This window comes from Campylobacter sp. Cr9 (assembly GCF_020138295.1).
Lineage (GTDB): Bacteria > Campylobacterota > Campylobacteria > Campylobacterales > Campylobacteraceae > Campylobacter_E.
This window is the reverse complement of the sequence record NZ_JACGBH010000007.1, coordinates 59,603-81,045: the sequence shown is the minus strand read 5'-3', so window position 1 is coordinate 81,045 and position 21,443 is coordinate 59,603. Positions and strand designations below refer to the sequence as shown.

At 29.1% G+C, this 21,443-nt stretch carries 21 protein-coding genes; 11 read left to right on the top strand and 10 right to left on the bottom strand.

Going from position 1 to position 21,443, the window contains the following annotated elements:
- Positions 1-226: 226 nt before the first annotated feature.
- The 6 genes from AVANS14531_RS04780 to AVANS14531_RS04755 all read left to right on the top strand — a co-directional run bounded on the left by AVANS14531_RS04780 (position 227) and on the right by AVANS14531_RS04755 (position 6,194).
- A complete protein-coding gene (locus tag AVANS14531_RS04780; RefSeq protein ID WP_336611513.1) occupies positions 227-1,654 on the top strand; it encodes a catalase in 1,428 nt (475 codons plus the stop codon).
- A gap of 1 nt (position 1,655) precedes the next feature.
- Entirely contained in the window at positions 1,656-2,123 is a 468-nt protein-coding gene (locus tag AVANS14531_RS04775; protein WP_336611512.1) for an ankyrin repeat domain-containing protein, read from the top strand.
- Positions 2,124-2,360: 237 nt separating this feature from the next.
- Positions 2,361-3,059 carry a substrate-binding periplasmic protein gene (locus AVANS14531_RS04770; protein WP_336611511.1) on the top strand — a complete coding sequence of 233 codons (699 nt, stop codon included), beginning with the start codon at positions 2,361-2,363 and terminating at the stop codon, positions 3,057-3,059.
- A 289-nt stretch (positions 3,060-3,348) separates the two neighbouring features.
- On the top strand, positions 3,349-4,065 hold the full coding sequence (locus AVANS14531_RS04765) for a transporter substrate-binding domain-containing protein (RefSeq protein WP_336611510.1): 717 nt from the start codon (positions 3,349-3,351) through the stop codon (positions 4,063-4,065).
- Between the two features lie 9 nt (positions 4,066-4,074).
- A complete protein-coding gene (locus AVANS14531_RS04760) occupies positions 4,075-5,268 on the top strand; it encodes an argininosuccinate synthase (RefSeq protein ID WP_336611509.1) in 1,194 nt (397 codons plus the stop codon).
- A 59-nt stretch (positions 5,269-5,327) separates the two neighbouring features.
- Positions 5,328-6,194: a hypothetical protein gene (locus tag AVANS14531_RS04755; RefSeq protein WP_336611508.1), complete on the top strand. Its 867-nt coding sequence runs from the start codon at positions 5,328-5,330 to the stop codon at positions 6,192-6,194.
- 37 nt (positions 6,195-6,231) lie between these two features.
- Here AVANS14531_RS04755 and yedF read toward each other — a convergent pair whose 3' ends face one another.
- Positions 6,232-6,456 carry a sulfurtransferase-like selenium metabolism protein YedF gene (gene yedF / locus AVANS14531_RS04750; protein WP_239817081.1) on the bottom strand — a complete coding sequence of 75 codons (225 nt, stop codon included), beginning with the start codon at positions 6,454-6,456 and terminating at the stop codon, positions 6,232-6,234.
- The gene (gene yedE / locus AVANS14531_RS04745) at positions 6,453-7,628 is read right to left on the bottom strand and encodes a selenium metabolism membrane protein YedE/FdhT (RefSeq protein WP_336611507.1); all 1,176 of its coding nucleotides are present in this window, start codon (positions 7,626-7,628) and stop codon (positions 6,453-6,455) included. Before yedE ends, yedF begins: the two co-directional genes overlap by 4 nt.
- 216 nt (positions 7,629-7,844) lie before the next feature.
- Between yedE and AVANS14531_RS04740 the strand changes: the two genes are divergently transcribed.
- The 4 genes from AVANS14531_RS04740 (at position 7,845) to AVANS14531_RS04725 (ending at position 10,760) form a co-directional block, all read left to right on the top strand.
- The gene (locus AVANS14531_RS04740) at positions 7,845-8,489 is read left to right on the top strand and encodes an amino acid ABC transporter permease (RefSeq protein WP_239817083.1); all 645 of its coding nucleotides are present in this window, start codon (positions 7,845-7,847) and stop codon (positions 8,487-8,489) included.
- On the top strand, positions 8,486-9,142 hold the full coding sequence (locus tag AVANS14531_RS04735; RefSeq protein ID WP_336611506.1) for an amino acid ABC transporter permease: 657 nt from the start codon (positions 8,486-8,488) through the stop codon (positions 9,140-9,142). The genes AVANS14531_RS04740 and AVANS14531_RS04735 overlap by 4 nt, the downstream gene beginning before the upstream one ends.
- Positions 9,142-9,882 (top strand): amino acid ABC transporter ATP-binding protein, encoded by a 741-nt coding sequence (locus AVANS14531_RS04730; protein ID WP_336611505.1) that lies wholly within the window; start codon positions 9,142-9,144, stop codon positions 9,880-9,882. Before AVANS14531_RS04735 ends, AVANS14531_RS04730 begins: the two co-directional genes overlap by 1 nt.
- A gap of 65 nt (positions 9,883-9,947) precedes the next feature.
- Positions 9,948-10,760, top strand: coding sequence for a transporter substrate-binding domain-containing protein (locus tag AVANS14531_RS04725; protein WP_336611504.1), 813 nt, complete (start codon positions 9,948-9,950; stop codon positions 10,758-10,760).
- Between the two features lie 144 nt (positions 10,761-10,904).
- Here the strand turns inward: AVANS14531_RS04725 and fliS are convergent, their stop codons facing one another.
- From fliS to AVANS14531_RS04685, 8 genes are read right to left on the bottom strand one after another with little or no spacing between them, the layout of a single operon-like run.
- Positions 10,905-11,276, bottom strand: coding sequence for a flagellar export chaperone FliS (gene fliS / locus AVANS14531_RS04720; RefSeq protein ID WP_239817087.1), 372 nt, complete (start codon positions 11,274-11,276; stop codon positions 10,905-10,907).
- 9 nt (positions 11,277-11,285) lie between these two features.
- Positions 11,286-13,712 carry a flagellar filament capping protein FliD gene (fliD, locus tag AVANS14531_RS04715; RefSeq protein WP_336611503.1) on the bottom strand — a complete coding sequence of 809 codons (2,427 nt, stop codon included), beginning with the start codon at positions 13,710-13,712 and terminating at the stop codon, positions 11,286-11,288.
- Positions 13,713-13,724: 12 nt separating this feature from the next.
- On the bottom strand, positions 13,725-14,093 hold the full coding sequence (locus AVANS14531_RS04710) for a flagellar protein FlaG (RefSeq protein ID WP_239817089.1): 369 nt from the start codon (positions 14,091-14,093) through the stop codon (positions 13,725-13,727).
- 44 nt (positions 14,094-14,137) lie between these two features.
- Positions 14,138-15,958, bottom strand: a complete 1,821-nt coding sequence (locus tag AVANS14531_RS04705) for a menaquinone biosynthesis decarboxylase (RefSeq protein ID WP_336611502.1) — start codon at positions 15,956-15,958, stop codon at positions 14,138-14,140.
- Complete coding sequence (gene hemC / locus AVANS14531_RS04700) at positions 15,955-16,890, bottom strand: hydroxymethylbilane synthase (protein WP_336611501.1); 936 nt, start codon at positions 16,888-16,890, stop codon at positions 15,955-15,957. Before hemC ends, AVANS14531_RS04705 begins: the two co-directional genes overlap by 4 nt.
- A 9-nt stretch (positions 16,891-16,899) precedes the next feature.
- Positions 16,900-18,507, bottom strand: a complete 1,608-nt coding sequence (locus tag AVANS14531_RS04695; RefSeq protein WP_239817092.1) for a cation:proton antiporter — start codon at positions 18,505-18,507, stop codon at positions 16,900-16,902.
- Complete coding sequence (locus AVANS14531_RS04690; protein WP_239817093.1) at positions 18,507-18,860, bottom strand: heat shock protein transcriptional repressor HspR; 354 nt, start codon at positions 18,858-18,860, stop codon at positions 18,507-18,509. Before AVANS14531_RS04690 ends, AVANS14531_RS04695 begins: the two co-directional genes overlap by 1 nt.
- A 10-nt stretch (positions 18,861-18,870) precedes the next feature.
- Positions 18,871-19,671 (bottom strand): DnaJ domain-containing protein, encoded by an 801-nt coding sequence (locus AVANS14531_RS04685; RefSeq protein ID WP_336611500.1) that lies wholly within the window; start codon positions 19,669-19,671, stop codon positions 18,871-18,873.
- Positions 19,672-19,778: 107 nt separating this feature from the next.
- On the opposite strand from AVANS14531_RS04685, the gene gpmI reads away from it, so the two are divergent.
- On the top strand, positions 19,779-21,206 hold the full coding sequence (gene gpmI / locus AVANS14531_RS04680; protein ID WP_336611499.1) for a 2,3-bisphosphoglycerate-independent phosphoglycerate mutase: 1,428 nt from the start codon (positions 19,779-19,781) through the stop codon (positions 21,204-21,206).
- Positions 21,207-21,443: the final 237 nt, after the last annotated feature.

The window sequence follows — 21,443 nt, the reverse complement described above, 5'->3', positions numbered from 1 at the left end:
TTTTTAACATAAATTCCAAAAAAACAATTAAACTTTAAAACCTTCAAAAACATCAATCAATAACTTAAAGAATTTGAATTAGGAACTAGAAAAAGCTTAAATATTGAATAAATTTTATAATTTCAATAGTAATAATTAAAATTTTTAAAAAATAATTTTTATTATTTACTAAATATTATCCTACTAAAAATATTATTCTCTCGTTTAATTAAAAAAAGGAGAAATAATGAAACAATTAACAACAGACTTTGGTAACCCAATAGGTTCAAATCAAAACTCACTTACAGCAGGTGCAATGGGACCACTTTTAATGCAAGATTATCAACTAATAGAAAAACTTGCTCATCAAAATAGAGAAAGAATCCCAGAGCGTGCAGTTCATGCAAAAGGAAGTGGTGCTTATGGAGAGCTAAGAATTACAGCTGATATTAGCAAATACACAAAAGCTAAAGTTTTCGCAAAAGGCGAAGTTACACCACTTTTCTTACGCTTTTCAACAGTTGCAGGTGAAGCTGGTGCAGCTGATGCTGAAAGAGATGTTCGTGGCTTTGCTATCAAGTTTTACACAAAAGAAGGCGTTTGGGATTTAGTAGGTAACAATACTCCTACATTTTTCTTAAGAGATGCTTATAAATTCCCTGATTTTATCCATACTCAAAAAAGAGACCCAAGAACACACCTAAGAAGCAATAATGCTGCATGGGATTTTTGGACGCAAGTTCCTGAAAGCCTTCATCAAGTAACAATTCTTATGAGTGATAGAGGAATTCCTGCATCATATCGCCACATGAACGGATATGGTTCTCATACTTATTCTTTTATTAATGATAAAAACGAAAGATTTTGGGTAAAATTTCACTTTAAAACCAAGCAAGGAATTAAGTGTTTAACAAACGAAGAAGCAGAAAAAATCATCGCAAAAGATAGAGAATCTCATCAAAGAGATTTATATGAAAATATTGAAAAAGGCAATTTCCCTGCATGGAGCGTAAAAATTCAAATCTTAGCTGAGAATGAAGTAAGCAAACTTGGCTTTAATCCATTTGACTTAACAAAAGTATGGCCACACAGCGTTGCTCCACTTATTGAAGTTGGTGAAATGGTGCTAAATCGCAATCCACAAAATTATTTTAACGAAGTTGAACAAGCTGCATTTAGCCCAAGCAATATAGTTCCAGGTATAGGCTTTAGCCCTGATAAAATGCTACAAGCTAGAATCTTTAGCTATCCTGATGCTCAAAGATATAGAATCGGAGCAAACTATCATCAATTACCTGTAAATAGAGCTAAAAATGAAGTTCATACTTATAATGTTGCAGGTGCAATGAACTTTGGTATAGGAGACAACTTAGTAAATGGTGCATATTATGAGCCAAATACATTAGGCGGGGCAGTAGAAGATAATAAATATCTTGAGCCAGATTTAGCAATAGGCAGCAGTGCAGCAAGATATGCTCCGCTAGATAATGATTTTTACACACAACCAAGAAATTTATTTAATATCTTGCCAAGTGATGAAAAAGAAAGACTTTATAAAAACCTAGCAGCAAGTTTTGATGGTGTTAAAGTTGAAATCATAGAAAAAGCTCTAGCACATTTTGAAAAAATCAGCCCAGAATACGCAAACGGCGTTAAAAAAGCTTTAGGAAAATAATATGCAAGTAAGTAGTGCCGAATTAGCAAGATATGATGAGCTTTGTAAAATGGCATTAGATTTTGCTAGAAACAATGACCATAACACTCTTCTTAATATGATAAGAGCAGGATTTAATGTAGATTTTAAAGACCATCGTGGCAATACGCTTTTAATGTTAGCTTGTTATAACGGCTCTTACGAATGCGCAAAAATGCTTTTAGAAAATGGCGCAAGTGTAGATATGAAAAACGATAAAGGGCAAACCCCATTAGCAGGGGTTTGCTTTAAAGGATATTTAGATATTGTTAAATTACTTGTAAGCTATGGTGCAAACATAAATGAAAACAACGGCTTAGGCATGACGCCTTATACATTCGCTCTTATGTTTGGAAGACTTGAAATAGCTGAGTATTTAACTACACAAAAAACTAGTCTATTAAAAAAACTAACCTTAAAAATATTAAAACTCTTCAAAAAAAGTAACTAAAAGTAACAAAGCAAATAATATTTTTTATTAAATATTATTTGCTTTACCTTTTTTGTGTTAATCTCAAGCATATTTTTTAAAGGAGATGACATGAAACAAAAACTTAGAACTAATTTATTTTTACTAACTAAAGCCCATTGACCCTTACCCTACTTTTTTAATCCCAAATTATTTTTATTATTGTTAATTTTTAATTTTTGCTTTTAGCATTTTTATATTTATTACAAAGGAAATTTTATGAAAAAAATTATTATTTTATTAGCATTTATTATGCAAATTTTTGCAAGTGATTTGATAAAAGTTGGTATGTCACCGGGTTTTGCTCCATTTGGCTATATTAAAGATGATAAAATTATTGGCTTTGATATTGATTTGGTTAATGAGATAGCTAAGGTTTTAGATATTAAAATAGAGTTTGTACCTATGGATTTTGATGCTTTAATGGGCGCTTTAAAGCTTGGCAAAATTGATGTAATAGCATCAGGGCTTAGCAATACACCTGCAAGGGCAAAAAATGTTGAGTTTAGCGATATTTATTATCAAGGCTCAAACTGCTTTTTAAGAAAAAAATCAAGAACCGATATTACTAACTTAAACGGCTTAAGCGTAGGCGTTCAATTGGGCTCAATTCAAGCAAATATGCTAAATCAAATTCCAAATACAAAGCCTTTTTTAAACTCTGAAATATCTAATTTAGTATTAGCTTTAGTAAATGATAAAGTTGATGCTCTAATTGTTGATAAATTAGTAGCTCGTGGATATTTAAACACTTATAATGAGCTTGAAATCTTTCAAGAATTAAAAGAAGAAAATGATGGAGTAAGCTTTGCCTTTGCTAAAGGAAATACAAAATTAAGAGATGATTTTAACAAAGCTTTAGAAGTTGTAAAAAGTCAAGGAATTTATGAAAAATTATTAGAAAAATATGAAATGTAAGAAATTTCATACTAAATTTTGTTAATTTTGTTTCATTTTGTTACAAAATTAACAAAAAAATTAAAATTATTACAAACATAAATAAGATTTACTGATATGATTATTTAAATTATTTTAAAGGAGTGAAAAATGCAAAAGAGTGTTGCTAAATTAATCTTTAAACTACGTTGATGCTTACTTCTATTTCTTAATTTCTCACATTTTTATCATTGTTAATTTTTATTATTGTTAGGTTTATTTTTTAGGTTTTGCTTTATGCAATTTTTATTTTTATTACAAGGAAAAATTTATGAAAAAATTATTATTAAGTTTTGCGTTAATCTCGCAAATATTCGCACAAGATGTTTTAAAAGTTGGAACAGCACCAGGTTATGCTCCATTTGAGTATTATGAAAACAATGAATTAATTGGTTTTGATATAGATTTAGTAAATGAAATAGCAAAAATTCTAGATATAAAAATAGAATATAAAACTATGGAATTTGATGGACTTATTAATGCCTTAAAAGCTAAAAAAATTGATGTTATAGCAGCAGGAATGAATGAAACCGAGCAAAGAGCAAAAAGCGTAGAGTTTTCTAAGCCTTATTATTCAGGAATGAATTATTTCGTAAAATTAAAAGATAATGATAAGTTTAATAATATTGAAGATTTAGAAAAAGGAGCAATATTAGGAGCTCAAATAGGCACTTTGCAAGCTGAAGAATTAAGCAATATTAAAGGCGTAAAACCGTATTTAAATTCTGAATTAATAGTCTTTGTTTTAGCTACCATAAATAAAAAAATTGATGGATTTTTGCTTGAAGCTGCAGTTGCTAAAGGCTATATGAAAAGCTATCCTGAATTAGTAGTCTTTGCAAAAAAAGAAATAAAAGGAAATGGGACAAGCTTTGCTTTTAATAAAGGCAATACAAAATTAAGAGATGATTTTAATAAGGCTTTAGATATTTTAAAAGAAAACGGCACTTATTTAAAATTATTACAAAAATATAATTTAGATAATTAAGGAGCAAATATGCAAAAGTTCGTTTTAGCTTATAGCGGAGGTCTTGATACTTCCGCAATTATTCCTTGGCTTAAAGAAAATTATGAATGTGAAGTTTATGCTTTAGTTGCAGATGTTGGACAAGATAAAAATGAATTAATAGATGTAAAGGAAAAAGCATTTAATTCAGGTGCTAGTGATTGCGTTGTGGTTGATTTAAAAGAAGATTTTGTAAAAAACTATATCTATCCAACAATTTTAAGTGGTGCCGTATATGAAGGCTCGTATTTGCTAGGCACATCAATGGCAAGACCTATAATAGCAAAGGCTTTAGTAGATTATGCAAAAAGCATAAATGCTACAGCTATAGTGCATGGTGCGACGGGAAAAGGAAATGATCAAGTAAGATTTGAATATACAATAAATGCTTTAGCTCCACATATTAAAGTCATTGCCCCTTGGAGAATTTGGAATATGAAATCAAGAGAAGATTTGCTTGATTTTCTAGCTTTAAAAAACATAAAAACTACTGCAAGTAAAGAAAAGATTTATAGCAAAGATGCTAATGCTTGGCATATTTCAACAGAAGGTGGGGTATTAGAAGATACAACGACTTTTAATAATGAAGATTGTTTTTGTTTTAGCGTAAATCCTAAAAATGCACCTAATGAAGCTGAATTAATAAAGCTTGATATTGAAAAAGGGATAATCACAAAGGTTAATGATGAAGCCCTAAGCCCTTATAAAGCTTTGCAAAAACTAAATACAATAGGAGCAAAACACGGAATAGGAAGGATTGATATAGTTGAAAATAGACTTGTTGGAATGAAATCAAGGGGTTGTTATGAAACACCTGGTGGAACTATTATAAATACTGCTTTAAGAGCATTAGAACAAATTGTTTTTGATAGAGATAGTTTAAAATTAAGAACAATGCTAGGACTTGAAATGAGCTATTTAGTTTATGATGGTAAGTGGTTTTGCCCTACAAGAGCTGCTATTAGTGCTGCTATAAATGAATTTAGCAAAGACTTAAATGGAACTATAATTTTAGAGCTTTACAAAGGCAATTGCAACGCCTTAAGTAAAAGTTCAAATAATAGCTTGTATGATAAAGATTATGCGACTTTTAGCGAAGATGAAGTTTATAATCAAGTTGATGCAGCAGGATTTATAAAATTATTTAGCCTAAGTGCAAAAATTAGAGCATTGAAAAATCAGTGACTTTTAGGAATTTCTTTTGAAATTCCTATTTTAAATTCTTAAGTATTTAAAGGAAAAAAATGAATATAGATAATTTAAAAGATTATAAAATAAAAAACGATTATTTATATAGCTTAGAGCTTATTAGATTATTTAATGATATTGTTGCTTTTTTATTATTAATTTGCACAATTTGCTTTATAGCTTACAATTTAGATAAACTACCAGAAGCTTCTCATACAGAAATGACTGAGATTAGATTAAGAGGAAGAGGCGAAGCTACAATAATTGTCGGTATATTTTTTATTTTTTTATTCATAAAGACAAATCATATTAAAAGGCTTAGATTTGTTAAAAACAATGATTTTTACATTAGCGTAGATAAAGAAAAAATATATTTTGAAACATATACAGTAGATAAAGAAGGTCTTTTTGATATTGCTAAAAGCTACAAAAAAGTAGGCGAAACAATAAATAAAAGCGATATAGTTTTTAGATTGCAAACAAAGCGACCTGCTTTAGCGTATTCTCATATATTTGATAAAGATACTTACAATACTAAAGAAATAGAAAATAAAAGCTTAAATTATAGATTAGACTATAGGGTAGCTAGAATAATTTTCTTTCCTATAATTATGTTTTTTGTAATATTAGATATTTTATCAAGTTATTTAATATTGTTTTTACTAAATGGTAAAAACTTAAAAACTTACACAATATATCAAACTAAAACCAAGCTAGTTTCATTGCCTTTTGTTGATGATTTATCGGTTTATTTTTTATACACTGAATATAGATTAAAACATTCTGCGATAAGCAAAGGAGCTTACGAAATAGAGCATAGAGAAGAAGCACAACCACTAGGCGAAAAATACATAGCAAAACAGCGTAAGAAAATTGAAAAGATTTTAAAAAAGAAAAACCTAATTCCAAATTCAAATTCTTAAACTTTTCAAGCAAAGGCTTTAAAGCCCTTGCTAATTATTAAGATTTTGTTATGTAAAATCCTAAAACCGAGCCATTTTGAACGACTTCGCAACTATGACCTAATTTTTTCATATCAGGCACAATTCCATTAATACTTTGCGGACAATCGCTAATAATTTCTAGCACTTCGCCACTTTTAAGCTTATTGATTGCTTCGTTTGCAACTATTGCTGGATATGGACATGGCTCACCTAAAAGCGTTATAGAATAATCAATTTTCATTTTTTACTCCTTGCAAAAAATAAAATTAAAGCAATGCTTATTAAAAACAATGCAAGATTTATGCTAAAGCCTGAATAACCACTAAGCTTAATTTTCTCACCTGCTAAAAACCACTTAGGCAAATAATCATAATTTAAAGCAATTAGCATAGTTCCTAAGATATTTCCAACGCCAACTACCATAAAATGAGTTTGCCCTTCTACTGCACGATATAAAAATCCGCACTCACAACCACCCGCAAACACAATGCCAAAGCCAAATATAAATGCACCCACACAAAGCGCTAAAGATATTTCTAAAACCTTAGCGTTATAGCCTTTATTTAATAAAGCAAATACAAAAATACTAGCAATTAGCATTGAGATAAACAAAGCTAATGAAAAACCATAACGCTTGAATAAAAACAAATCTCTAAAGCAAGATGTAAAACAAATCTGACCTTTTTGAATAAGCCAACCAAAAATAAGCCCAAAAACAAGAGCAATAGGTAGATTTTTTGTATCATTAATCGCAAGATAGATGAAAAATACAAAAAAAGCACTCAAGCTTAAAAAGAAAATTATTTTATTTTTTTGATTAATTTTAGAATCAATTTTAAGCTGTGGGGTGTTTGTCTTAATCATTTTGTATTTTGGAGCAAATATTTTAATCTTAAGGGTTAAAATGGCTGCTATTACTCCAAACATCATAAAAATCGCAAATACCCAAGTATGCAATGAAAAATAAGGAAGTCCGGTGAAAAAATTTGCTAGATTACATCCCCAAGCAAGTCTTGCACCAAAGCCTGCTAATATCCCGCCGATTAGTGCTTGAAAAAATCTTGTTTTAGAAGCAATTTTTCTAAAATAAACTTTATTAGCAATACTAGCAGCTAACAAACAGCCTATAATTAGCCCTATAATCATCACCCCATCTACACGAGTAAGCATTGTGCCATTTAGGTTTTGCTTTTGATAATAAGAATATGAGCTTAAATCAATTCCAAAAAGTTCTAAAATTTCTCCGCCTATGCGAGTAAATTCACCAGTTACTGCAAACACACCGCCAAAAATAGCAAAATACAAAGTTGCCATAATACTAAGCAAAATAACAGCTTTTGAGTTGCTATAAAAATTGTCTAAATAAGTGTGTTTAAAATGTGCTAAATCAGCACCGAAGTTAGAAGTTTTCATAAGTTGTCCTTGTATGGCTAAAACTTAGCCGAAATTAAAGGCTTGATTATAAATAAGCAAAACTTTTAATATGCTTAAAATTTTATATCAAAATTAGACTAATTACAAAACTTAAATTCCTATTTCAAATTCCAAAAAAATTTAAAGAATTTGAAATAGGAATTTTGATTTATCAAAAAAGGATATATTTTAACCCATTTTGATTTAGGGGTTAAGATGGATTTTGAGATTATTAAAGAGTATTATCCGCTTTTTATTGATGCTTTTTATCTAACTATAAAACTCGCCTGTTATGGAGTGATTTTGTCATTTTTAATAGGTTTGTTTTGTATGTGGGTAGAGCTTCATAGGTTTAAGTTTTTAAGATTAGTTTGCAATGCTTACATTGAGCTTTCACGCAATACTCCACTTTTAATTCATTTATTTTTCTTATATTATGCCTTGCCAAAAATAGGCATTAAACTTGAAGCCTTTTCTTGTGGAGTAATAGGACTTGCTTTTTTAGGTGGTAGTTATATGGCTGAGAGTCTTAAGGCTGGGCTTAATGCGATTAGCAAACATCAAATTGAAGCAGGATACGCTCTAGCTTTAAGCAAAAATCAAGTTTTATATCACATCATTTTGCCACTTTCTCTTAGAGTATCTATAACTAGTATAAGTGCAAATATTATATTTTTATTCAAAGAAACTTCGGTTGTAAGCGTAATCGCTCTAGCTGATTTGGTTTATACTACAAAAGATATTATTGGGCTTTATTATGTTACAAATGAAGCTTTATTTATGTTATGCGTAGCTTATTTTATAATGATTTTACCATTATCTTTAATACTTAGCTTAATAGAAAAAAGGATTAGAAGATGAGTGAAATATTGTTTGATTTAGATATTTATAAAAGACTTTTTGAAGGTTTAAAAATTACGCTTTTTATATCATTTGTTTCTATATTTTTTTCTATTATTGGCGGACTTATTTTAGGTGTTTTTATGAGTTTAGGAAATAAAATTATTTTTTATATTCTAAAAATAATGCTTGAAATTGTAAGATTTATGCCTATTATTGTTTGGTTGTTTTTGATTTATTTTGGAATGTCTAGCTGGCTTAGTTTAGATGCGATTACTGCTAGTATAATCGTTTTTGTCATTTGGGGAGTATTTGAAATGATGGATTTAGTAAGGGGTGCTTTGCTTAGTATTCCTAAACATCAATTTGAAAGCTCAATCGCTCTTGCACTTAGCAAGTATCAAATGTATAGATTTATAATTTTACCACTTGCAGCAAGAAGATTACTTCCTAGTGTGATAAATCTTTTAAGCCGTATGATAAAAACTACTTCTGTTGCTTATTTAATAGGCGTTGTAGATGTTTTAGCAATAGGCAATCAATTAAAAGAAGTTGCATTACTTACAAGTAATTTCGCACCTTTATATATTTATACAATAATATTTTTTATATATTTTATTATTTGTTATCCTTTATCAAAAATATCAAAAATCCTAGAACAAAGGTGGAGCTAATGAGTATTTTAAAACTTGAAAATATCAATAAATTTTATGGTAAAACCCATGCTTTAAAAAATATTTCTTTTGAAGTTAATAAGGGCGAAGTGGTTGTTTTAATAGGCCCTAGTGGCTGTGGAAAAAGCACAACTTTAAGATGTATAAATGGACTTGAAAATATTGCAAGTGGAAATATTTATATAAAAGATGAAGTAATTTCAAAAGATTTTAAAAACTGGCAAGAAATTAGAAAATATGTTGGAATGGTGTTTCAAAGTTATGAATTATTTGATCACTTAAGCGTAATTGAAAACATTTTATTAGCACCTATAAAAGTGCAAAATAGAAAAAAAGATGAAGTTTTAAAAGAAGCTTTAGAACTACTTAAAAAAGTTGGCTTAGAACACAAGCTTAACGCCTATCCAAAAGAGCTAAGTGGCGGACAAAAACAAAGAATTGCAATAGTAAGGGCTTTATGTATGAACCCTGAAATTATGCTTTTTGATGAAGTTACGGCTGCGCTTGATCCTGAGATTGTAAGAGAAGTTTTAGATGTATTATTAAATCTTGCAAAAGAAGAAAAAACAATGCTAATTGTAACTCACGAAATGGCGTTCGCAAGAGCAGTTGCTGATAAAATAATTTTTATGGATAGTGGAGAGATTATAGAAATTGCAAGCCCTGAAGAGTTTTTTACAAGCCCCAAAAGTAACCGAGCGAAACAATTTTTAAATATGTTTGATTTTAAAAAGGATTAAAATTATCTTTTATTAATAATTTCAAGTTTAAATTTATCTACATTTTAATTTAAAGGAGTGTAGTTATGAAAAAAACTATTTTATCATTAGTTGCAGGGGCAATTCTAACCTGTTCGTTAAATGCTAGAAGTTTAGCAGAAATTAAAGCAGAAGATAATATTAAAATCGGTGTTTTTGCTGATAAACCGCCATTTGGTTTTGTAGATAAATCTGGTAATTATCAAGGTTATGATGTTTATTTTGCAAAAAGAATTGCAAAAGATTTATTAGGAGATGAAGCAAAGGTTGTTTTTGTTCCTGTTGAGGCTGCTAGTAGGGTTGAGTTTTTGTTATCTAATAAAGTTGATGTAATTTTAGCAAACTTTACAAAAACTCCAGAAAGAGCAAGAGTTGTTGATTTTGCATTGCCTTACATGAAAGTTTCTTTAGGTATTGCAAGTCCTAAAAATGCAGAGATTAAAGATATTAGCGAATTAAATGGAAAAACTTTAATCGTAAATAAAGGCACTACCGCAGATGCTTATTTTACAAAGAATAAAAACGGCGTAAATCTAGCAAAATACGACCAAAATACTGAAACTTTTGGAGCTTTGTTAGATGGTAGAGGTGCTGCACTTGCACACGATAATACCTTGCTTTTTGCTTGGGTTAAGAATAATCCTGAGTTTGTAGTAGGAATTAGTGAATTAGGCGATATTGATGTGATTGCACCTGCTGTTAAAAAAGGAAATACTGAATTGCTTGAATGGATTAATGCAGAAATTATAAAACTTGGCGAAGAACAATTCTTTCACAAAAACTACGATGAAACTCTAGCACCTGTTTATGGCAACGATATTGATAAAGAAAGCGTTGTAGTAGAAGGCGGAAAACTTTAATAAACTCAAATTCCTATTTTAAATTCTTTAAAATAGGAATAACTTTTTTAATATTTTAAAGCTTGAAAATATATGTAATTTAGAAGATAAAAATAGCTAGAATTTGAATTAGGAATTACAAATCCCTAATTCTTATATTTTTAATTAAAGCTCCATATGATTTACTTCACGCCAAGCTTCAAGCAGACCATTAGCAACTCTCATAACCTCATCTAATTTAGCAGGGTCACTATCAATTATAACCTTACTAAGTGTGCTAATTTGGTGAGAATAAAGTCCTTGTAGATAATAACTTACTTCTCCTTGTTCAAAATCTAAGCAATTTAATAATTCCACAAATATCGCTGTGGCTTTTTTGATATTTAAACATTTTTTTTCTATATCATCTTTTTCAATTGCTTTTTTTGCACGAGAGCAAAATCTAAGTATGCCCTCGTATAAAAGTTCAATCATTTTTTCATTACTATCTACTGCTATGTTATTTTGTGAATAACTTGCGTATGCGTTACTTACCATTCATATTCCTTATTTATTTGCAAAAGCTGAGTTAATAAGAGCATTAATTGTATTACCTTGCAACTCATATTTCTTTAAAATACCATCATAATGGCTTAATTTGTTTGCTAAAGTTTCATACTTTTTCTCAATCTCTTGATTGATTTTTTTAATACTCTCATTTAAATCTTTTACATCTTTTTCTAATTGCTGACTATACTTACTAATAGTTCCATTTGAGCCAACTAAACCATCTAAAGTATCTTTAAATGTTCTAAATATACCAGTTTGCTCTGTTTTAATAGTATTTATAGTTTTTTCTTCCAAACCAAGTTGTAATAATTTCTCATTTGAGCCTTTTATTTCTAAAGCATTTTTACCTGTGCTTGAAATAATAATATTACCATCTTTTCCAAGTTTTGCGCTTACTCCATCAATCTTAGCATCATTTATAGCTTCAACTAATTTATTTAAGTATTCACCTTGAGTGATAGTATTTTTTGGATCATTTAATTTATCTAAAAACTCTTTTTTAAATGTAATATCTTTTCCATTAATCTTTAAATCACCTTCAGCTAACGCTACTTTTTGGCTAATTGTTTTACTTGTTTCGCTTAATTCTTGATATTTTGTGCTACCTTGTAAAAACGATTTGATATTTTCGCCATTATTTTTATAAGCTTCTTCAAACTTTGATTTTTTAAAGCTTAAAATACCTTTTTCGTTAAGTTCAAAGCCCATGCTAGATAAGCTCATTCCATTAGCATCTGCTTTTGTAATTAACGATGATAATTGAGATTTTAATCTAGTAATCTCTGTTATACCTTGTAAGCTTCCTGAAGTCTTTTTCTCTTGATCGAATCCAGTTGAAGTAGCAAGTGAATTAACTAAGGCATTATAGTTTGTTGTAAAGGTATTTAAATGCTCTGTTAAAGCATCTAAGTCATCATTTACTTTAAAATTAGTTACACCTTCTTTTTTAAGCGTAATCTTTGCACCTATTATTAAATCATCAATAGTATTTGTACTTCTAGTAATTTCTATACCTTCATAAACAAATTTAGAATCTTTTGCAGTCTGAACATGATTTGCTGAAGTATCTATTGCATCTAATTTAGCTTGTGCTGTTTCTTGATTAAGCTCATTATTAAAATAATCTTTTTGGCTTTTTTCAAAAAATTTATTAATAACAGCCTTTTGATCATCAGTAAGCTTATCAAAATCAGTATTTTTATTGATTGTAACTTTTACATCTTTATTATCAGGATCAGTTATGTTTAATTCTTCGCCTGTATTTTTAATATACTCTACATAATTTCTTAAATCTGATTCATTAGCTTGCTTTGTTAATTCTGCTTTTGCTTCTTTACTTAGTTTGCTTAAATCTGTTTTATCATCTATTTTTAAAGTTTGTTCTGTACCTTGCTCATCTTTATATTTAAGTTCAAAACTTTGTCCGTTAGCTACTTTACCGGCTACAAAATTATTTAATTTTTCTTCTTTAAACAAATCATATACTGCTTCTCTAGCTTTTTCATTTAAGCTTGATAATTTAGTATCTTTATTAATAGTGATTTTAACATCATTACCATCATTATCTTTATAAGTTATTTCTTTATCTGTTTTAAGTGATGAAACAAAACCTTTTATATCATAATTATTTCCACCTAAAACAACTTTAGATGCGTTAAACTTATCAGTAGCTTCTTTTAATTCATTTTTTGCAGAACTAGCATTAGCAGCATTTAATAAACCAAGTTTTTTAAGAACTGCTTTTGAAAATTCTTCAACATTTGGATCATCACTCTTACTTGCTACACCAAATTGTATTTCATTTGCTGTTCCTGCTTCTTTACTTGTGATCATAAGTCTATAATTATCATGACCTGTATCTAAAACTTTAGTGCTTACATAATCACTAAGTTTTTTACCATTTTCATTTGTAGCTGAAAGAATTTTATCATTTAAACTTTGTAAAGAGTCACCTGAATTGATTTTAATAGTAAATTCTTGCTTATTAACGGTGATTTTAAATTCTGCATCTTTAAGCATTTCTTTTTCACCTTTATCATTAATAATACTAACATCATTAAAAATACCATAAGCTTCACTAGAAAACGAATTAGTTTGATAAGCATCTTTAGCTGCTAATTGTTTTACGTCTATATCAAAATCGCCTACTTTTACACCCTTACTTGTAGTAATACTAGCACTCTCTCCTGTTGCATCAACCTTGCTTTTAGAAAATACATCACCTTCAACAATGCTTGAAATATCCCCTTTAAAACTTCCCAAAAGTGTGGTTAAATCTGTTAAATCCTTTTGTTTTGCTTGTGTATCAGTTAGCTTTTTATTAGGTATTGCTAATTGTTGCTTTTGATCAGCTTCTTTTAATGCATCATATTTTTCTTTAAATTGAAACTGGTTTGCACCTGCTACTAAGCCTATTCCTGCCATTACTAACTCCTTTTAGCTTTTTTTATCAAATATAATTCCTATTGCTTCTTTCATACTTTCGCTTAGTTTAATTACTTCTTCATTAGGAATTTTACGAATTACTTTACCTGATTTTGTAGCTATTACATCTACATACATTTGATTAATTTTATCGTTATAACCAAATCTTACATCAGTTTTTAATTCTTCCATATTTTCATTAAGCTTTTTGATTGACTCATCTAGCTTTTCTTTTGTGATTTCCTTATCTATTTCCTCATTTTTTTGCTTGCCCGAATTTGTTTCAATATGAGTTTGCTCAACTGGGCGCATTTTCGTTGTTTCTGCACTCGCTCTTACTTGAGTATCATACTGAGAACTCGCTGCTCTAAAAATTTCCATAATAATCTCCTTTTAATATGCTTGTTTTCTAAATCGGCTAATTTTTAAAAAACTTCATACCTTTTGAAAAAATTTTTATCATTTTCTAATAAATTTAATTCAATAAGCCTATTTATTACTGATTTAGTGCAATCAGTTGTGCTAGGCCACTCATTTAAATAGCCATCAATTTCGCCTTTTGCATAAGCTGCTACTAAAATACCATTTTCATCTATTTTAATATCTGTGCTTGGATCATAATTATTAAAAGCTCTCCAAACTAACATATAAGCATTTGTTAAATCAACGCCTTTATCAAATAATACAACCACTCCACCTAAATTATCTTTACAAGCTTTATAAATTTCATCTAAATTATGCTTTCTATCTAAACTTATGCAAGTAATTTGTGTTTTTGCTTCAGGATAGAAAATATTATATTCATATAAGCCAAAATCTTTTAAGTTTTCTAATAAAGCTTTAAGATTTGGCTTAAAGCTTTGTTTTAGGTGTAATTCATTTTCTTTTTTAAATGTATGTGCTTTATAAGCGGGTTTGTTTGTAGCATCAAGCCCTAATTTCCCACCCATTCCTAATTTTGTGCTTGAATGATCAAGCTCATCACATACTCCATAACTTAAAAGTAATTTGCTAGGAGCAAAATTATCTAAAATATATTCAGTAATTTTAGGATAATCATTCAAGCTAGGGGCATTTTCATCAACAAAAATAGCATTTTTTACAAACGCCATTTGCCCTACTCCCCAAAATGCGTGCATATTTGCCATTGCAATGCCTTCATAATTATTCTTAAGCTTTGCTAAAATCAAATTATGAAAAACTCCATTTTCAGGCATAGAATAATCAATCAAATCAGAGCAAGTTGTCTTAAGTAATGGCAAGAAAATTCTCTCAGTCCCATACCCCATCCATTTATCTTCAAGTGGAGGTTTGCCAACAACCGTTGCATTATAAATAGGCTCATTTTTACCAGTAATTTTTGTAATCTTCATAACAGGGAAATTTCCTTGTGGAGTATAAAATCCTGTATGATCGCCAAAAGGCCCTTCAATAGCAAAATGATTTACATCAATTTCGCCTTCAATTACAAAATCACTATTACTTGGAACATATAAATCATTTGTATCACATTTTACTAATTTTGCACCTTGTTTTTTTATAAATCCATAAAGCATTAATTCAAATATGCCTTTAGGAAGTGGTGCTTGAGCGCAAAATATATGAAGTGGGTCATCTCCTATTGCAATAGCTACTGGCATTTTTTTATTTGCAGCTTTATATTCATAAAAGAAATTATTTGCATCTTTATGAAGTTGAAAATGCATAATTAAATGATTATCATCTAATACTTGCAAACGATACATTCCTAAATTATTTTGTTTTCCATCAAGGCTTTGTGTATAAACTTGCCCCATTGTAATGAATGCACCTGCGTCCTTTTCCCAAGTTTTAAGAATAGGAATTTGATTTAGGAAATAGGTTTTTTGTTTGCAAGGCGCGTTTTTGTTAATTTCTCTTTTTGGAGCTATATTTTTTAATGAAAATAATTTATTAGCTAGATTTAATTTAGCACCAAATGTTGGCGGAATATGTAGCTTTAATAAGCTTTCAATTTCTGCTGCTACTTCATCAGGACTTTTGCCTAATACTAAATTAAGTGCTTTTTTGTTTGCAAATACATTCATAATAATAGGCATATCATAAGTTGTGTTGCCCTTTTTAGGATTAGTAAATAATAATACCTTTGAATCACTCTTTTTAGCTTCTAAATAAGCTAAATGAGCTATTTCTAAATCAACATCTAAAGGAGTATTTATAACCTTTAATAAATTTTCTTTTTTTAATTTTTCTATATAATTTTTCATAGCATTTCTTTTAATAATTCTTCATTTTCTTTTAATAAATCAAGCGCTCCGTGTTTTATAAACTCTTTTGCTAAAACAACCCCAAAATCACTTGCTTCTTTTTTACTTATTTTTCTTTGCATTTTGATGATTTTACTAGCATCAATTAAGCCTACAATTGCATTTACGCATATTAAATCATCATTTATCATAGAAGCATTAATTCCAATAGGAGCACCACAACCCCCATTTAATGTAGCTGTAAAATCTCTTTCAATCTTGCAAAGCAAAGCTGTCGTTTCACAATTTAGTTTTGAAACCAAATTAAGAACCTTTTCATCATTAATACTCTCAATCGCAACTGCACCTTGCCCTGCTGAAGGTATCATTATTTTAGTATCTAAAATCTCATAATTTAAATCATCTAAAAGATTTAGCCTTTTAAGTCCTGCGTAAGCTAAAACTATTGCATCAAATTCGCCATCTTTTAGCTTTTTGAGTCTTGTTTGTAGGTTTCCCCTTAGTGAATGTATAGAAAAATCATCTCTAATAAGTCTTAGTTGCATTTGGCGGCGAAGACTTGTTGTGCCTATTTTTGCACCCTGTTTTAACTCGCTTAATGATTTTTCATTCCCACGAAAAACTACAACATCATTTACCACTTCTCTTTTACAAATGCTTGCAAGCTTAAAATCATAAGCTAAACTAGCTCCTACATCTTTTAATGAATGAACGCTAATTTGAGCAAGTCCATCATGCATAGCGTTTTCTAATTCTTTTATAAATAGATTTTTGCCACCTATTTTTGCCAAAGGAGTATCCAAAATCACATCTCCTTTAGTGCTAAGCTCTAATAATTCTATATTAAGATTTGGCTCAATTTTTAATAATTCTTCTTTTACGTATTCACTTTGCCATAAAGCAAGTAATGATTTTCTAGTAGCTATTTTCATATTTTTCCTTTAAGATTGTTGTTTTATTCTGCAAACTAACGCTTCTTGTAAAAGCGTTCTTGCTATTACTTTTTCTTCTTTTACCATTTTGATATTTTCACCTAAATCTTCAAATATCTTATACTCATCTTTATTAATTCTAATGATTACATTAGCATTTGGGTCATAATCTAGTATTTTTTTACTTACTACTTCTAAAACTTGTTCGTTTGAAATAGTTACAATTACTGCAGCACTTGTTTTAATACTTGCATTATCAAAACTTGCTGTTTGTTCTGCGCTTGCATAATAAACATTCTCTGCTCTACTTTGACCTAATTCAACCAAGCTCATATCATTTTCTAAAACAATATAAGGAATGCCTTGATTTTTAAGTCTTAATACAACTTCTTGACCTAAAGATCCATATCCAAAAATTACAAAATGTCCGCTCATTGCTTCTATTTTAGGAGCAACTGTGATTATTTCATCATTTGTAATACTTGCTAGAGTTTTGATATTTTTTAAGATAAATGGAGATAAAATCATACTTAAAATTACTGCAAGTGTTAGCATTTGAGCTGTATTTGAATCAAGCATTTTATTAGCAACTAATAAAGTAAATATAGCTAATGCAAATTCTCCTATTTGACTAACACTTAAAGCAGTTTTTAAGGCATCACTTTTAGTGCTTTTAATGCTTAATAATAAAAATATACATAAAGTCTTAATAAGCATAATTCCTATTGTAAGAGCTATGATTACATACCAGTATTTTATAATTACATCTATATTTATTTGGAGTCCAACCGTAATAAAGAAAAATCCTAATAAAAGGTCTCTAAAAGGTATTAAGTCAGCTTCAATTTGGTGTTTAAACTCAGTTTCAGCTATCATCATTCCAGCAATAAATGCTCCAAGCGAATACGAAAAGCCAAAAAACGAAGCTAAAAAAGAAGCACCTACAACGGTAAATAAAATCGTAGCTATAAAAATCTCTTGAGAATTAGTCTTTAATACAAAATAAAGCACCTTGCTATAAATATATTTTCCTATCAAAAATAGTAATAACAAAACAATAAAAGCTGATATTAAAGTCTTTATAACAAGTGTGCTAATAGCAACTCCGTCTTGATTAAATATATCTATCATTAGTAGTAGTGGAATTACTGCAATATCTTGAAATAATAATATTCCTAAAGCTTTTCTTCCATAGCGTTGGTTTATGTCTTGATTTTCATTTAAGATTTTTAAAACAATTGCAGTTGATGAGAGCGAAATAGTAAAACCTATAATTAAAGCAATATCATCTTTAATCCCAAAGGCATGATGTAAGATAACAGCAAATACTATCCCACAAATTCCCATTTGTAAAGCACCATTTACAAAAACATCAGTTTTCATAGTAAGAAGATGCTTTATAGAAAACTCAAGCCCTATCGTAAACATCAAAAACACTATTCCAAATTCTGCAATATGGCTTAGCTGTTCTGACGCAGTTACAAAAAATACTTCTTCAATAATAAAACCTGTTGCAATATAACCTATTATGGTAGGTATGCTAAATTTTTTAAGCACTACATTTAAAATGATTGCAATAGCACTTGTTATTAAAAATATTTCTAAAAAAGCCTGCATTAACTACTGCCTTTATCATCATAAAAGATTACATCATATTTTTGATTTTGCTTTATTAAAGCATTCTTTTTAGGTTTTTCTTTTAAATTATTAAGCATTTCTTCATAATCTGCTATTTGATTTTTAAGTTCTAAAATAATGCTAACCCCTGCTAAATTTACCCCTAAATCCCTTGTAAATCTTAAAATCAATTTAATTCTATCCACATCTCTTTGAGAATACATTCTAACCTTACCACAAGTTCTATTTGGCTCAATCAAGCCTTCTCTTTCGTATTGTCTTAGAGTTTGTGGATGAATGTTTAATTGTTTTGATACAACTGAGATTAAAAAAACCGGCTCATCATAATGCATTCAAACTCCTTTATAAATATTCTTTTAAAGCTTTTACTAATTTTTCATCAAGAGTGTTAATATCAGGTAAAATAACCTTAACCCTTAAATATAAATCACCCTTAGCCTTTGTGTATTCGTTATTTATACCCAAGCCTTTAGCTTTTAATAAAGCACCATTTTTTGTATTTGCTGCGATTGTTATTTTTCTACCTTGCTCTTTTGGAGTATCAAATGGCACTTTTCCACCAAATAAAGCTATTTTTAAAGGCACTTCTAAATCTTTTGTTAAATCATCTCCATCTCTTTCGTATTCATTGCTATTTGTTATTTTTATTTTTGCTTTTAGACTAACTCCGTTTTTACTAACTGAGACTTCTTGATTATTTATAACGCCTGATTTAATCTCAATATCAAAGCTCATTCCTCTTACATTAACGCTTTTTGTAGTTCCTAAAATAGCTTCAAGAAAGCTTATTTCTAATTCAATTTGCATAGGTTTATTAAACGAACTTGAATTAAATCCGCCACTACTTCTACCGCCAAAGCCAAATTGAGAAAATATATCTCCTAAATCAACCCCATCAAAACCACCTGAGCTAAATCCGTTAAAGCCATTAAATCCACCAAAAGAAGGATTATCATAGGCTTTTCTTTTTTTCTCATCACTTAAGACTTCATAAGCTTCTGTGATTTCTTTAAATTTTTCTTCCGCACCCTTATCTTTATTAACATCAGGATGATATTTTCTTGCAAGACTTCTATAAGCTTTTTTGATTGCATCTGTGCTAGCGTCTTTTTTAACGCCTAATATTTCGTAATAATTTTTCATCTTTTCATCCTATAATAACATAAATTTTTGAGTTATTTTAGCTAATCTAACTTAATAAAGTTTAACCACTTAGTATCAACTCTTAAATTATACTTAAAGGAGAAAAAATGCAAAAATGTATATTAGTAATAACCGATGGAATAGGCTTAAACGATAGATTAGAATACAATTCATTTCATCATGCAAAAAAACCAAATTATGATTATTTAAATAAAAACGCTCAGTTTTGTAGATTAAAAACTAGTGGCAATGCAGTAGGACTTCCTAACGGGGTTATGGGAAATAGCGAAGTTGGCCACATGAGTATAGGAAGTGGTAGAGTAATTTATCAAAATCTTGTAAGAATTGATAATGCTATAAAAGATAAAAGCTTAGAAAATAACAAAACATTAAAAGACTTTTTAAGTAAATTTAAAAACATTCACATAATAGGCTTGTATAGTGATGGCGGAGTTCATTCAAGCCATATTCATTTTAATGAAATAGCAAAAATCGCAAGTGTTAAAAATAATGTTTATATGCACTTAATAAGCGATGGAAGAGATGTTTTGCCAAGCTCTTTTAAAGATTTTTATAAAAACAATCCAAGTTTTATAAAACCAAGCAGTATTTCAGGTAGATTTTATGCAATGGATAGAGATAATAATCTTGATAGAACAAATGAATATATAAATATGCTATTTTCAAGCGCAAATGAAAGCAATTTAGAAGATTTAATTAATAATTCTTATGAGAATAAAATCTATGATGAGTTTATAAAACCAAAGAATTTAGGCTTTAATGGGATTAATAAAAATGATGGAGTAATTATTATTAATTTTAGAAGCGATAGAGCAAGACAGATTGCAAGTGAGCTTAAAAATCGCCTAAGTAAAGAACAAATTTTATGTATGTGTGAATACGATGAAAAGCTTGAGCTTGATGTTATTTTTCCAAAAATTGATATAAAAAATACTCTTGCAGAAGTAATTAGCCAAAATAATCTTATGCAATTTCACACAGCTGAAACTGAAAAATACGCTCATGTTAGCTTTTTCTTTAATGGCGGAGTTGAGAAAGAATTTAAAAACGAAAAACGCTCATTAGTCCCAAGCCCAAAGGTTAAAAGCTATGATGAATTACCACAAATGAGTGCTTATAAAGTTTGTGATGAAGTATTAAAAGCAATGAATGAAGATTTTCATTTCATAGTTGTAAATTTTGCAAATGGCGATATGGTAGGTCATACAGGAAATTATGAAGCTTGTATTAAAGCAGTTGAGTGTGTGGATGAGTGTTTAGGTAAGATTATAAAAACTTGCAAAGAAAAAGATTATGCTATGATTTTAACCTCTGATCATGGAAACTGCGAAGATATGATGGATACTCATGGAAATATTCTAACAAATCACACTACTTATGATGTAGGTTGCTGGCTTTATAATTATCATAAAAATGTGAAATTAAACGATGGTAGCTTAGCAAATATTGCTGCAAGTGTGCTAAAAATACTTGATATTAAAAAACCTGATGAAATGGATGAAGCTTTATTTTAAATCTTAATTCCTAATTCAAATTCTTTAAAATTTTAGTGGAATTTGAATTAGGATTTTAAAATCTTTTAGACCCTACACGAATTAAAAACTTGAGTTTAGTTTTGTAATTCTTTTTTAAACAATCTGCTTAAAACAAAATGAGTGAGATTTGATTTGAATTTATATAAAGCAAATCAATATTTTTAGTTTTATAAAGTCTAAATATTATTTTAAATTCCTATTTCAAATTCTTTAAAA